Source organism: Allorhizobium sp. DMC15 (assembly GCF_056314065.1).
This window is the reverse complement of sequence record NZ_JBQUZB010000003.1, coordinates 155,416-168,232: the sequence shown is the minus strand read 5'-3', so window position 1 is coordinate 168,232 and position 12,817 is coordinate 155,416. Positions and strand designations below refer to the sequence as shown.

General features: G+C 63.3%; 12 protein-coding genes. 3 read left to right on the top strand and 9 right to left on the bottom strand.

Annotated features, from left to right (window positions below; genetic code table 11):
• Positions 1-80 precede the first annotated feature (80 nt).
• From cbiE to ACT53S_RS15045, 4 genes are read right to left on the bottom strand one after another with little or no spacing between them, the layout of a single operon-like run.
• Positions 81-1,322 carry a precorrin-6y C5,15-methyltransferase (decarboxylating) subunit CbiE gene (gene cbiE / locus ACT53S_RS15060; RefSeq protein ID WP_476067599.1) on the bottom strand — a complete coding sequence of 414 codons (1,242 nt, stop codon included), beginning with the start codon at positions 1,320-1,322 and terminating at the stop codon, positions 81-83.
• Positions 1,315-1,959 carry a precorrin-8X methylmutase gene (locus ACT53S_RS15055; RefSeq protein WP_476067598.1) on the bottom strand — a complete coding sequence of 215 codons (645 nt, stop codon included), beginning with the start codon at positions 1,957-1,959 and terminating at the stop codon, positions 1,315-1,317. The genes cbiE and ACT53S_RS15055 overlap by 8 nt, the downstream gene beginning before the upstream one ends.
• Complete coding sequence (locus ACT53S_RS15050) at positions 1,956-3,074, bottom strand: hypothetical protein (protein WP_476067597.1); 1,119 nt, start codon at positions 3,072-3,074, stop codon at positions 1,956-1,958. The genes ACT53S_RS15055 and ACT53S_RS15050 overlap by 4 nt, the downstream gene beginning before the upstream one ends.
• The gene (locus ACT53S_RS15045; RefSeq protein WP_476067596.1) at positions 3,074-4,468 is read right to left on the bottom strand and encodes a sirohydrochlorin chelatase; all 1,395 of its coding nucleotides are present in this window, start codon (positions 4,466-4,468) and stop codon (positions 3,074-3,076) included. The genes ACT53S_RS15050 and ACT53S_RS15045 overlap by 1 nt, the downstream gene beginning before the upstream one ends.
• A gap of 355 nt (positions 4,469-4,823) precedes the next feature.
• Here ACT53S_RS15045 and ACT53S_RS15040 point away from each other — a divergent pair, with 355 nt between their 5' ends.
• From ACT53S_RS15040 to ACT53S_RS15030, 3 genes are all read left to right on the top strand, one after another.
• Positions 4,824-5,609: a TSUP family transporter gene (locus ACT53S_RS15040; protein WP_476067595.1), complete on the top strand. Its 786-nt coding sequence runs from the start codon at positions 4,824-4,826 to the stop codon at positions 5,607-5,609.
• 73 nt (positions 5,610-5,682) lie between these two features.
• A complete protein-coding gene (locus ACT53S_RS15035; RefSeq protein ID WP_476067594.1) occupies positions 5,683-5,922 on the top strand; it encodes a type II toxin-antitoxin system ParD family antitoxin in 240 nt (79 codons plus the stop codon).
• Between the two features lie 11 nt (positions 5,923-5,933).
• Positions 5,934-6,230: a type II toxin-antitoxin system RelE/ParE family toxin gene (locus ACT53S_RS15030; RefSeq protein ID WP_476067593.1), complete on the top strand. Its 297-nt coding sequence runs from the start codon at positions 5,934-5,936 to the stop codon at positions 6,228-6,230.
• Positions 6,231-6,243: 13 nt separating this feature from the next.
• Here ACT53S_RS15030 and cobO read toward each other — a convergent pair whose 3' ends face one another.
• The 5 genes from cobO to cobW are packed head-to-tail and all read right to left on the bottom strand — an operon-like array spanning position 6,244 to position 12,815.
• Positions 6,244-6,876, bottom strand: coding sequence for a cob(I)yrinic acid a,c-diamide adenosyltransferase (cobO, locus tag ACT53S_RS15025; protein WP_476067592.1), 633 nt, complete (start codon positions 6,874-6,876; stop codon positions 6,244-6,246).
• On the bottom strand, positions 6,873-7,319 hold the full coding sequence (locus ACT53S_RS15020; protein WP_476067591.1) for a GNAT family N-acetyltransferase: 447 nt from the start codon (positions 7,317-7,319) through the stop codon (positions 6,873-6,875). The genes cobO and ACT53S_RS15020 overlap by 4 nt, the downstream gene beginning before the upstream one ends.
• On the bottom strand, positions 7,316-7,708 hold the full coding sequence (locus ACT53S_RS15015; protein ID WP_476067931.1) for a GFA family protein: 393 nt from the start codon (positions 7,706-7,708) through the stop codon (positions 7,316-7,318). The genes ACT53S_RS15020 and ACT53S_RS15015 overlap by 4 nt, the downstream gene beginning before the upstream one ends.
• A gap of 19 nt (positions 7,709-7,727) precedes the next feature.
• Complete coding sequence (gene cobN, locus ACT53S_RS15010) at positions 7,728-11,735, bottom strand: cobaltochelatase subunit CobN (RefSeq protein WP_476067590.1); 4,008 nt, start codon at positions 11,733-11,735, stop codon at positions 7,728-7,730.
• Between the two features lie 3 nt (positions 11,736-11,738).
• Positions 11,739-12,815, bottom strand: coding sequence for a cobalamin biosynthesis protein CobW (gene cobW / locus ACT53S_RS15005; RefSeq protein ID WP_476067589.1), 1,077 nt, complete (start codon positions 12,813-12,815; stop codon positions 11,739-11,741).
• Positions 12,816-12,817 lie beyond the last annotated feature (2 nt).

The window sequence follows — 12,817 nt, the reverse complement described above, 5'->3', positions numbered from 1 at the left end:
GTGCGGCCGCTGTTTTGCCTCCTTCTCCCCGTTCACGGGGAGAAGGTCCCGGCAGGGGGATGAGGGGCCAAGTCTCAATGTCATGCGCCCTCTCCCTTCACGACCGTCCACATCGTCACCGGCATCAGCGACTTCCAGCCGCAATAGCGCCCGACCGGGGCGGCGCGCGCCACCTGAATGCGGGAGAGATCACCACCGTTGTGGCTGCGAAGCTCGACAAGCTTGGCCTCGCCTTCGATCGTTACGGCATTGGCGACCAGCCGCCCGCCGAGGGGAAGCGCTGCCCAGCAGGCTTCGAACAGTCCCTCGCCGCTGATGCCGCCGCCGACGAAGATCACATCCGGGGTTTTCAGACCGCCAAGCACCGCCGGAGCCTCGCCTTCGACAACGTCGAGGTCGGGCACGCCGAGGATTTCGGCATTCTCGCGGATCATCGAAAGCCGTTCGGGCTTTGCCTCGATCGCGATCGCCCTGGTGCCCATGCCTGAGCGCATCCATTCGATCGCAATCGACCCGCAACCCGCCCCCACGTCCCAAAGACGGGCATTCGGAAAGGGCGCGAGTTGAGCAAGCGTTGCCGCGCGAATTTCGCGTTTCGTGAGCTGTCCGTCATGGCGGAAGGCCTCGTCCGGCAGACCCGGCACAGGTGAAAGCAACGGCCCGTCCCAGGCGCAATCGATGGCCAGCGTGTTGAAATCCGAGATATCAGGGCAGCTTTCGGCCATTTCCAACGCGGTCATGCGCAGGACGCGCTCCTTCGTCCCGCCCATATGTTCGAGCACATGCAGAACGGAGGCGCCGAAACCGCGCTCGGCGAGCAGCACGGCAGCGGCCTGCACGGTGGAGGCATCCGAAGTGAGTGCGAGGATGCGGGCGCGCGGCATGACGTGCCGGTTGAGGAAGGCGAGCGGGCGGCCATGCAGCGAGATCTGCGTCACCGATTGCAGCGGCCAGCCGAGCCGCGCGGCAGCGAGCGAAAAGGCCGACGGGCTCGGCAGCACGAACATCTCTTCGGCGGCGACATAGCGTCTGAGCGTCGCGCCGATGCCGAAATGCATGGGGTCACCGGTGGCGAGTACCGTGACCGGCGTGCCGCGCAGTTTCAGGATTTCGGAGAGCGTCTCGCGGAAGCCCGCGCCCCAGGTGAGGATGCGCTTCAGATCCGGCAGGCTCGCCCCGTCGATGACCGCATCCAGCCGCTCGCCGATCACGAGCGTCTCCGCCTGCCAGACGATCGCCTGGGCCTCAGGCGTCAGGCTCTCCAGCCCGTTGTCGCCGATACCGATGATGGTAAGCCAGGGGGTGTGGGCCGCGTCAGACATTGGTACCAAGCCCTCCCGCCAAAGCATTCACGGCAGCAGAGGCCATGGCCGAGCCGCCCCGGCGGCCGCGGACCGCGATATAGGGAATGCCTCTGGAATTGGCGATCAATTCGTCCTTGCTTTCGGCGGCCCCCACGAAGCCGACGGGAAAACCGAGGATGATCGCTGGCTTCGGCGCGCCGGCATCGATGCGTTCCAGCACGCGGAAGAGCGCCGTCGGCGCATTGCCGATCGCGACCACTGCGCCTGCGAGATGGTCGTCCCAGAGATCGACCTGGGCGGCGGAGCGAGTATTGCCGATTTCGTCTGCCTTCGGCCGCACCCGCTCGTCGTTCAACAGGCAGAGGATCTGGTTTTCGCTCGGCAGCAGGCGACGGATCACGCCGTGGCGGACCATCTCGACATCGACAAGAACCGGCGCCCCCTTTTCCAGCGCTGCAGCACCGGCTTCGAAGGCGCCGTCGGACCAGCGGACATCATCGGCGATATCGACCATACCGCAGGCATGGATGAGGCGGATGATCAGCGGCTGCAGGACCGTGGGGAAGCGGTCGAGGGACGCTTCCTCGCGGATGGTGGCGAAGGACTGGCGATAGATTTCGGCGGGGTCGCGGATGTAGTCGAGAGGTGCGTTCATGGGGAATACCCCCCTCTGTCGCTGCGCGACATCTCCCCCACAAGGGGGGAGAGTGGGGTGTGCCGTGTCGCAGCATCGGCCGCAGCCGCAGCAGCGCTAGATTCAAACTCAGAACTTCCCCGTTTATCAGGAAGATCAGCGGCGATTTCGGCGGCCACCGCGTTTCGCTCTCCCCCCTTGTGGGGGAGATGGCCGGCAGGCCAGAGGGGGGTGTCCCCTTGCACGACATCCAGTTTCCGATGCCCGATACCGAGCACCCAGCCCTCCTCGGCAAGCGATGTCGCGACCTCTTCGTCTGATAGCATCGGCGGGCGGTCGAGCAGCCTCGCAAGCAGCCCATCCGCATCAAAGCGAACGAAAGTCTCGGCGACGGTACGAACCTGCGCCTGATCCTTCACCTCGTCCCGAGAGGCCAGCGTGAACAGCGAGGGGTAGATTTCGGCGAAAACAACGGGCTTGTCGAACGTGGAGACGAACCCGGTCTCGAACGGCCAGATCGTAACCTGATCAGCGTGGCGCCCCTTGTCCAGGAAACGCGACAGCCTTGCTATCCCCAGCAGCGTCTGGCTGCCGACGGATCCGTTATACGCCAATTGCCAGACCGCCTTGGCGCCCTTGGCAAAGCGTTCCGACTGCCGCAGGCAGAACGGGGCGAAGCTTGGCGCTGCGGGACGCTTGGGTGGCAGTGCTGCATAGACATGCTGGTGCGGATGCCCCCAAAAACGCGGTTCTTCGGCAAAATATTCAGCGTTCCAGCGCGAAGCGAGGTCGAAGCGATTGTTGCGGTTGTCGGGCGCATCCTCGATTTCATTGGCTATCTTGCGCCAGAGGGCACGCCAGTCGGCGCTGCCCGTCAGACGCTCGGCGGTACCGGCCGGATAGCCGAAGGCGAAGTCGAAGCCGCAGAGGAGGCGGTGGCCTTGCACGACGGCTGCGCCCACCACCGCGTCGAGCCGCTGCATGAAGGCGTGGCGGGTCGGAAAATTCTCGTTCCAGTCGATCACAACCCGATCGCCCTCGCGCCGAGCGAGGCACGCCCAGAGCGAGTTCTTGCCGGTGACCGGTTGCCCGGCCCCCGACCAGTCGACGATCAGGATGCGATCGAAGAGCGGCATTACTTTTTCTTCTGCATCGACTTTGGCCCCAGCGGATGGTCCGCATGGGGGTAAGGCGCGTGGTGATGGTCGTGGCCATGCGCATGGCCATGGTCATGCGCGTGATCATGTCCGTGATCGTGCCCATGATGATGGCCGTGATCATCATGGTGGTGATGGTGACCATGGTCGTGCGCATGAGCATGGTTGTGATCGTGTCCATGATCATGGTCGTGGTGGCCGCAGCCACAATTGGGTCCATGCTCGTGATGCGCCGCCTTGCCCGAGGACGGCGCGTCCATCACGGCCTGCAGATCGGCATCCGGCGCCTTGTCCTTGAGGCCGGCATATTTGCCGCCGAGCGTGAAGGACGGCGCATAGTCGAAGGCTGGTTCGACCGGTACGGGCTTCAGCGGCGCCGGTTCCGCATGGCTGTGCACGGGTGTCCAGGGAAGGCCGTGCTCGCGACAGAAATCGGGATCTCGGCAAGAGGCGTCGCAATCGCCCTTGCACGGACAGTTTTCCAGGCCGCCGCCGATACCCTCGACATGGTGGTGGTGGCTCTCTTGGCGCTGGCCGACGTCGGCTTCAAAGCCAAGCACCTGTTCGCGATACTTGCACATCTGGCAGTTCATCACAGCCGCACCCTCGAGGATCTCCTTGACGCGATCCTGGAAGGCATCGAGCACCAGCGGGTGGTCATTCAGATAGCTCGCCTTGACGAACTGGATCTCCGGATGCCGCGCCGCCACCTCGTCGGTATAACTATAGATGCGCTTCACCAGGACGCCAGTAAACAGGAAGTAGGGGAAGACAACGATGCGCTTGTAGCCAAGCTTGGCGGCATGGGTCAGGCCCGGCTCGACCAGCGGGAAGGTCACGCCCGAATAGCAGGTCTCGCCCCAGCCGAAGCCCATGCCTTCCCAGAGCATGCGCATGACCTTGGTGGCGTTGGAATTGGCGTCTGGATCGGACGAGCCGCGACCCACGACCATCAGCAGCGTCTCGTGTTTATCGACGAAGCCGAGCGTTTCGTTCGCCTCGTCGACCGCCGCCTGGATGCGGTCGCCGGCAGCGCGGATCATCTTCAGGTCGATGCCGAGTTCACGGCCGTAATTGATGACGAAATCCTTGTGCTGCGCCTGATAGGTGTTGAGCACCGAGGGGATGTCGTTCTTGGCGTGGCCGGCGGCGAACAGCATGCCGGGGACGGCCAACACGCGGGTCACGCCCTGCTCGCGCAGGCTGTCGAGGCCGGCGGAGATTACCGGGTTGCAGAATTCGAGATAGCCATATTCGACCGGCATGTCGGGGTTGCGGGCGCGCAGCGCCTCCGCGATCACGGCGAATTCCTTCGCCGCGTTCTGATTGCGGCTGCCGTGGCCACAGACCATGATTCCGAGTTTTTCCGCCATGCGATAAAGGCCTCCCTGCTTCGTTTTTCTTTCTGTACGAAGCGCCGGACTTATCGCGCCTTTCGGCACGGTCCATGGCCTTTGGGACAGCTCCGGAATTGGCCCCCGGATTGGGTCGGCCGCACCGGACTATTTCCAGCCTGTCGAACAGGCGCCGTCGCACATTACCCTGAGCTTTATCGGAGGCTTATCGAACGGTCAAACCGGATTGCGGCGCTTTGTGTGACGGAAGCGCCAGTCCACAGAATGTCCCGTGTGCGACCCGCGCGACATGCAGCACGGTTGCGTGTGCTCCGGCTTTGGTTCACAAGGACGACACCTTCCCTGCCCGCCTCCCAAACCCTTGAGTCTCGCCGTGGTCGATCTCGCTTTGCAAGCCTTGCTGCTGCTGTTCATTGCCGCCTTCATCGCCGGTTTCATCGATTCGATCGCCGGTGGCGGCGGGCTGATCACCATTCCCGCCATGCTGATTGCGGGCATTCCGCCGCTCGAAACACTCGGCACCAACAAGCTGCAGTCGATGTTCGGCGCGGGGTCTGCCACCATCGCCTATGCCCGCAAGGGCCATGTCGACCTGAAGATGCAGTTGCCGATGGCCGCAATGGCCGTGATCGGCGGCGCGCTCGGCGCCCTGGTCGCAAGCTTTGTCCCCGGCGACGTGCTGCGGGCCTTCATGCCCTTCCTGCTGGTCGCAATCGCGCTTTATTTCGCGCTGAAGCCGAACCTCTCCGACATCGACAGCCACCAGCGCATGACACCCCTTGTCTTCGGCCTGACTTTTGTGCCGATGATCGGCTTTTATGACGGCGTCTTCGGGCCGGGCACCGGCTCCTTCTACATGCTGGCCTTCGTTTCGCTTGCAGGTTTCGGCATGCTGAAGGCGACAGCGCACACGAAGCTCCTGAACTTCGGCTCGAATGTCGGCGCATTCTTCGTCTTCGTCGCCGGCGGCGTCGTGCTCTGGAAGATCGGCTTCCTGATGGGCATCGGCCAGTTCCTGGGCGCCCAGACCGGATCGCGGCTTGCGATGAAGAACGGCGCTCGCCTGATCAAGCCGCTGCTGGTCATCACCTGCGTGGCGCTTGCAATCCGCCTGCTTGCGGACCCGACCAACCCGGTCCGGGTGTGGATCGGGATCTGAGACATCCCGACTTTGCGCGAAGCTCGCTCAGGCGCTATAGTCCGAGACATCGGCAAAACCAGAGCGAGACGCCATGGCGAAGACGGCCCTTGATCTCGGAGACCATTGGGAACGCTACATTGACGATCAGGTCAAAAGTGGACGCTATGCGTCTGCCGATGAAGTTGTGCGCGAAGCGTTGAAAGGCCTGCAAGATCAGGATCGCAAGCTTGCAGACGTACTTCAGCAACTCGACCAAGGTCGGCAGCAGGCGGAAGGCGGACAATTCGCCGACGACGACTTCCTTGACCGTCTCATCGAAGCGGATTCCTAGGAAAACCTCCGTTGAGTGGCCGCTATCGCCTCACTCTGAAGGCCGCGGAGGACCTCAAGGCGATCAATGAGTATACCGGGCGGATATGGGGCAATGAGCAACGCCGCAAGTATCTGGGCGAGATGAGGCAGCGGTTCAGGTGGCTTGCCGCGAACCCCCGCCTTGGCAGGGAAAGGCCCGAGCTGCGCGACAACTGCTATTCCTTTCCCCAAGGCGAACATATGATCTTCTATGCGATCCGCTCGCCCGATATCGAAATTTTATCTGTCATTCACAACAGGTCGCTTCCGGATTTCCTGAAACGATAACGCGCAAGAATGTCTAATACTCCACACCGATCTGCGCCTTGATGCCGGAGCGGAACGGGTGCTTCACGAGTTCCATTTCGGTGACGAGATCGGCAAGCTCGATCAACTCGTCCTTGGCATTGCGGCCGGTCAAAACGACATGGGTCATCGGGGGCTTTTCGGTCGCCAGGAACTCCAGAACGTCGGCCAGTTCGATATAGTCGTAGCGGATCGCGATGTTGACCTCGTCGAGCAGCACCATGGAATTTGAGGGATCGCGGATCAGGTCCTTCGCTTTCTCCCAGGCGGCCTTGGCCATGGCGATGTCACGCGCCTTGTCCTGGGTTTCCCAGGTGAAACCCTCGCCCATGGTGTGGAATTCGCAGAGATCCGAGAAATGTTTCAGGATCAGGTCGCGCTCACCGGTGGACATCGCGCCCTTGATGAACTGGACCACGGCGCATATCTTGCCATGGGCGATGTGGCGGAAGATCATGCCGAAGGCGGCCGACGATTTGCCCTTGCCCTTGCCGGTATGGACGATGATCAGACCTTTTTCGCCGGTTTTGGTCGCCATGATCTTGTCGCGCGCCGCCTTTTTCTTTGCCATTTTCTCGGCGTGGCGGGCGAGATCGGCCTCGGCGGTGTTGGTCGTTTCCTCGGTCATGTCGTACTCCCGGATGTATTGAATTCTTTTGCAAACCAGATGCGCTGCGGCGCATCGCCGATCTTTGGCAATCGGCCAATTTCGCGAAAACCCTCGCGCAGATAGAAGCGAGGGGCCTGGAATTCGAAGGTGTCGAGATAGATACCGACGAGATTGTCCTCTCGCGCCATCGCTTCGGCCCGTGCGAGCAGACGGGCTCCGATGCCGCTGCCTCGCGCCTCGGGCGAAACCGCCAGCAGCTTGACGAAGAACCAGCGCTGCAGATGCGCGCCGATCAGTCCGCCAAGCAACGTGCCCTGCGCGTCCACGGCTCGGAGCTGAACCTTTCGCCCCTCGAACGGACGCCCCTGCGCTTCGGCTGCTTCGTCGAGAATAGCATCGACAACTCCAGGGAAGAGAGTGTCTTCGCCATCCAGCAGCTCGATATGCACACGCTCCGTCACACGCCGCCCTCGCTCTTCGGCAGATCGTCGACGATCGTCAACCAGTCGACGCGCTCGTCCCAATGCCAATGCTCCCGGATTGGGACCGACAACCCGTGATCCAGGCTTGCGACATAGAGATCAATATCGTCGGGGCGGCGGTCAGTCTCGAAAGACATCGGCGATCCGCACTTGTTGCAAAAGCCGCGTCGCACCCCCGGTGAAGAAGCATAGAAACACAGGCTGTCACCGCCAAGCTCCGTTCCCTCGCGCGGGACGGTGAAGAAGGTGGTCACCGGCGATGAAGCGGCACGCCGGCAGCTTTCGCAATGGCAGTGCCCGGATGCGCGAACAAGGCCTGCGGTGCGAAAGCGCACGCTGCCACACAGGCAATGCCCGCTCAAGGCCATGGGTTTTCCCTTGTGAACGTCAGGCATCCCCTCTTCCTCCTTCGACCATTTCGCTAAGGGTGAACTTGGCCGAATTGCTCTTCGGCGTCCACAAACCGCGCTCGATCGCTTCGATCAAACGCTCGGCGAGCTCTTTCTGGGCCGGGGCATTTTTCTCGGCCATGAAGTCGCGCACGCGCTCGTCGAGGATGAAGGCCTGGTAGACAGCTTCGAAATGGTGGTCACGCACGGCGCCGGTCGTGGCGGCAAAGGCGAACATGTAGTCGACCGTCGCGGTGATCTCGAAAGCGCCCTTGTAGCCATGGCGCATGACGCCCTCGATCCATTTCGGATTGACGACGCGGGCGCGCACGACACGGCCGATCTCTTCCTCGAGGCTGCGGATCACAGGCTTTTCCGGCCTCGAATGGTCGTTGTGATAGACCTTCGGCCTGACACCCGCGACATGCTCGATCGCCGCCGTCATGCCGCCCTCGAACTGGTAGTAGTCGTCGCTGTCGAGCAGGTCGTGCTCACGATTGTCCTGGTTCTGCACCACGGCCTGGACCGAGCGCAGGCGCTCCTCGAACAGGCCGCGCTCCGCCTTACCCTCCTCGCCCGCGCCATAGGCATAACCACCCCAGACGAGATAGCTTTCAGCCAGATCGGCGCGGTCGCTCCAGCCCTTCTCGTCGATGAGTGCCTGCAGGCCAGCACCATAGGCGCCGGGCTTGGAGCCGAAGACGCGGTAACCGGCGCGGCGGGCAGCCTGTTTTTCATCCAGCCTCTCGCCTTTCAACTTCTCGGTTACGGCCCGCACACGGGCCGCAATCGGATTGTCCTCCTCGTCCTCGTCAACGGCGGCAACGGCGCGCACCGCCTTGTCGAAGAGTGCGATTTGTTCCGGGAACGCGTCACGGAAGAAGCCGGAGATGCGCAGCGTTACATCGACACGCGGACGTCCAAGGATAGCCATCGGGATCACCTCGAAGCCGGTGACGCGGCGCGAGGCCATATCCCAGAGCGGCTTGACGCCAATCAGCGCCAAGGCTTGCGCGATATCATCGCCGCCAGTGCGCATGTTCGACGTGCCCCAGGCGGTGATCCCGAAGGAAACAGGCCATTCGCCATGGTCGTGGACGTAGCGTTGGATCAACAGCTCGGCGGATTTCTTGCCAAGTTCATAGGCTGCGGGTGTCGGCACGGCGCGGCTGTCGACGGAGTAGAAGTTTCGGCCCGTCGGCAGAACGTCTGGGCGTCCGCGTGTCGGCGCGCCGGAGGGGCCGGGGAGCACGAACTGGCCGGAGAGGCCCTTCAGGAGGCCGTCGATTTCGGCAGCACCGGATTTGACGACGGCGCGCTTCAGCCGGGTCTCGATTTCAACGAGGACGGCGCGGGTGCGCGGCCAGTCGTCTGGGCATTGGGTTTCACCGGAGACGAACTTGGCGGCAAGCAGTTCGATGCGCTCGACGGTGTCGCCCGCCGTGCGCCAGGGGGCGTCGGTGAGATCGGCAAGGATCGCCGGTTTCGCTCCGGTCCAGGGATCGGACATCACGCAGTCGAGGGGATCGAAGGTTGAAGCCAATTCCCCCTCTGGCCTGCCGGCCATCTCCCCCACAAGGGGGTAGAGAACACCCGATTGCGGCTCAATCCCCAGCGCCGATCCCGCATGCGGGACAAGCCCCTCCCCCTTGTGGGGAGGGGTTGGGGAGGGGTTTGTTGCAAGCTTGAGATCTCCCGCGATCGCCCGCTGCAGGCTCGCGTCACCGCCCTCGCCCTGGCTGCGCGGCACACGCGCCAGCGCGACGACGAGATCGGTGAGCAACCGCCCCTCGGGTGACTTCCCGAAGATATGCAAGCCGTCGCGGATCTGCATTTCCTTGAGATCACAGAGATAGGCGTCGAGCTTTTCCAACGCCGTCTCGTCAGTCTCGCCCTTGGAAATCCCGGCATCCTGGTCGAGACCGATGTCTGCGATCAGCTCCAGGATCTGCTTCTTCAAGAGAACGAGCCGGCGCGGATCACCGCCCGAGGCCTCGTAATATTCATCGACCAGCGCCTCCAGGTCCTTCAGCGGGCCGTAGCTTTCAGCCCGGGTCAAAGGTGGCGTCAGATGGTCGATGATGACGGCGGAGGTCCGGCGCTTGGCCTGGGTGCCCTCGCCGGGATCGTTGACGATGAAGGGATAGAGATGCGGCAGCGGTCCGAACACCGTCTCCGGGAAACAGGTCTCCGACAGCGCCAGCGCCTTGCCTGGCAGCCATTCGAGATTGCCGTGTTTACCCATGTGGATGATGGCCTGCGCGCCGAATTCCCGCCTCAGGAAAGCGTAGAAGGCGAGATAGCCATGCGGCGGCACGAGGTCCGGAGAATGATAGGTTTCCTTCGCATCGATGTTGTAGCCACGGGCCGGCTGGATGCCGATCATGAGCTTGCCGAAGCGCATCAGCGGCAGCGCGAAGGCGCCATCGAGATGGAAAGGATCGACCTCCGGAGCGCCCCAGCGCACGGTGACGCGCTCCTGAACCTCTTTGGGAAGATCCTGAAAGAACAATTTGTAATCACATACGGAAAGCCGTTCGCGGATCACGCGGCCATCATTCGCCGCATTGGTGGGTCCGGCCATCATCACCTGCATCAATGCGTCGCCATCAGCGGGCAAATCGGCGACATCGTAGCCGGCTTCGCGCATGGCGCGCATGACCTCGATCGTACCGGCCGGCGTGTCCAGTCCGACCCCGTTGCCGAGACGTCCGTCGCGGTTGGGATAATTGGCCATGATCAGCGCCACGGGGCGGTCGGCGGGGTCGGTTGCGCGGAGCTTCGCCCAGTTGGCGGCCAGTTCGGCGACGAAACGCATGCGGCCTGCATCCGGCTCGTGGCTCACAAGATTAGCCTCGACCCGTTCGTCAAAGCGCGCCTTCGACTTGAAGGAGACGGCACGCGTCAGGACCCGGCCATCGACTTCCGGCAGGGCGACGCTCATCGCGAGATCCCGGGCGCTGAGGCCTTGGGCCGAACTCTCCCAGGTGGCGCGGGGTGAGGATGAGAAGATCGCCTGCAGCACCACGGCGCCGGTCTCGTCGAGCACGGTCGACGGCGCTTCCGCCCCCGGTGTCGAGACGGCGAAACCGGTCGTGTTGATGACCACCGAGGGCGGAAAGCGGGTGAAGATGGCGCGGAGCGTATCGACCGAAACCTGATCTTTGAGGCTCGACACGAAGACCGGCAGGGGGATCAGTCCCTGAGCCTTCAAGGCCTCGACCATGGCTTCGACGGGTGCCGTTTCGCCGCTCTGGACGAGGGCGCGGTAGAAGCAGAGGGGGGTGATGGCTTGAAGTCCCTCCCCCTTGTGGGGAGGGGTTGGGGAGGGGCTTTCCCCCTCTGGCCTGCCTGCCATCTCCCCCACAAGGGGTGAGAGACCGCGTGGTACCGTTTGCCCCTCGTCCGCCCTTCTGGGAAACGCCAGCTTCTCCCACTCCTCGACCCCGATCAGACCCCTGCCCGGCCACCAGATGCCGGCCTTCAGCAATGGACGCGCCGGGTCCGGACGTTCCTCCCCGCGCAGCATGGCCTCGGCATAGGCGACGAAGGCCCCGGCATTTCCAGCTCCGCCCTCGGTCAGATAGGTCCAGAGCGCCTGGCGGTCGTCGTCCGCACAGGCCTGGAATGGAGAAAGCCCCTCGTCCGGCTTGTCGTCGCCGGGTAGCACGACGATGACAGCGCCGCTGCGACGGGCTGAGGCATGCAGCGCTTCCAGCGCATAGTGGAAGTAGCTCGCCCCGCCCAGCGCCCTGACCACGATCAGCCGCGCATGACGCGCCGTGCGCTCGATATAGGTATCGACCGACATGGGGTGCTTCAGCGTCATCAGGCTGGCCAGTCGCCAGCGCAGCGCATCTGTGCCCCTCGCCTCCACGGCGGCTGCGATCGCAGCCAGCTCCGTGTCGGCCGCCGAGAGAAACAGCACGTCCCCCGGCGTCTGGCCAAGATCGATCGCCTCGTCGCCGTCGCTGATCGATCCCTTCTGGGCGAGAAGCAGGTGCATGGATCAGACAGCCGCCGCCTGGACGTCCTCGACGACAGACCCGAAATCCCACTCATGCAGGCCGATCACCACAAGCCGCGTCTCGCGCTTTTCAGCCGACGTCCAGGGACGATCGAAATAGGTGTCGATGCGGGTGCCGACGGCCTGGATGACAAGGCGCATCGGCTTGCCCGGCACGTCGATGAAGCCCTTCAGGCGCAGGATGTCGTGCTTTTCGATGACCGGCTTCAGGCGGTCGATGAAGTCTGCGGGATCCTTGATCGCGCCGAGCTTCAGGACGAAACTTTCGAACTCGTCGTGGTCGTGATGATGGTCGTGGTCTTCGCCCGAGGCATGCAGCGCCTCATGCTCCAGCTCGTGATGCGACTTGCGGTTTTCGATGTCGTCTTCGGTGCTGGCGCCGATCCCGAGCAGGACGAGCGACGGCACTTCGCCATTCTTCGCCTCGATCATAGAAGGCTTGCGGGTAGTCCGACCGGTCACCTCGGCGCGTACGGCGGCGATACCGGCTGCGTCGAGCAGGTCGGTCTTGTTGAGCACGATGAGGTCGGCGCAGGTCAGCTGGTCCTCGAACAGTTCCTCGATCGGGCTCTCGTGATCGAGGCTGTCATCCTCGGCGCGCTGGGCGGCGACGGCATCATGGTCATCAGCGAAACGACCGGCAGCAACGGCGGCGCTGTCGACCACGGTCACGACACCATCGACGGTCACGCGGGTGCGGATGTCGGGCCAGTTGAAGGCGGCGACCAGCGGCTGCGGCAAGGCGAGACCCGAGGTTTCGATGACGATGTGGTCAGGCTTCACGCCGCGGTCGAGCAGCTTCTGCATCGTCGGCACGAAGTCGTCGGCCACCGTGCAGCAGATGCAGCCATTGGTGAGTTCGATGATGTCGTCCTCAGTGCAGTTCTCTGCGCCGCAGCCCTTCAGCACGTCGCCATCGACGCCGAGATCGCCGAATTCGTTGATGATCAGCGCGATCTTCTTGCCGCCGGCATTGGTCAGCATGTTGCGGATGATGGTGGTCTTGCCCGCCCCGAGAAAGCCGGTGATGACGGTGGCGGGGATTTTTTGCTGCAACATGG

Bases quoted from the DNA above. Each gene is read 5' to 3' on its own strand.
- cbiE (WP_476067599.1), bottom strand. From the start codon at position 1,322: ATGTCTGACGCGGCCCACACCCCCTGGCTTACCATCATCGGTATCGGC.
- ACT53S_RS15055 (WP_476067598.1), bottom strand. From the start codon at position 1,959: ATGAACGCACCTCTCGACTACATCCGCGACCCCGCCGAAATCTATCGC.
- ACT53S_RS15050 (WP_476067597.1), bottom strand. From the start codon at position 3,074: ATGCCGCTCTTCGATCGCATCCTGATCGTCGACTGGTCGGGGGCCGGG.
- ACT53S_RS15045 (WP_476067596.1), bottom strand. From the start codon at position 4,468: ATGGCGGAAAAACTCGGAATCATGGTCTGTGGCCACGGCAGCCGCAAT.
- ACT53S_RS15035 (WP_476067594.1), top strand. From the start codon at position 5,683: ATGGCGAAGACGGCCCTTGATCTCGGAGACCATTGGGAACGCTACATT.
- cobO (WP_476067592.1), bottom strand. From the start codon at position 6,876: ATGACCGAGGAAACGACCAACACCGCCGAGGCCGATCTCGCCCGCCAC.
- ACT53S_RS15015 (WP_476067931.1), bottom strand. From the start codon at position 7,708: ATGGCCTTGAGCGGGCATTGCCTGTGTGGCAGCGTGCGCTTTCGCACC.
- cobN (WP_476067590.1), bottom strand. From the start codon at position 11,735: ATGCACCTGCTTCTCGCCCAGAAGGGATCGATCAGCGACGGCGACGAG.
- cobW (WP_476067589.1), bottom strand. From the start codon at position 12,815: ATGTTGCAGCAAAAAATCCCCGCCACCGTCATCACCGGCTTTCTCGGG.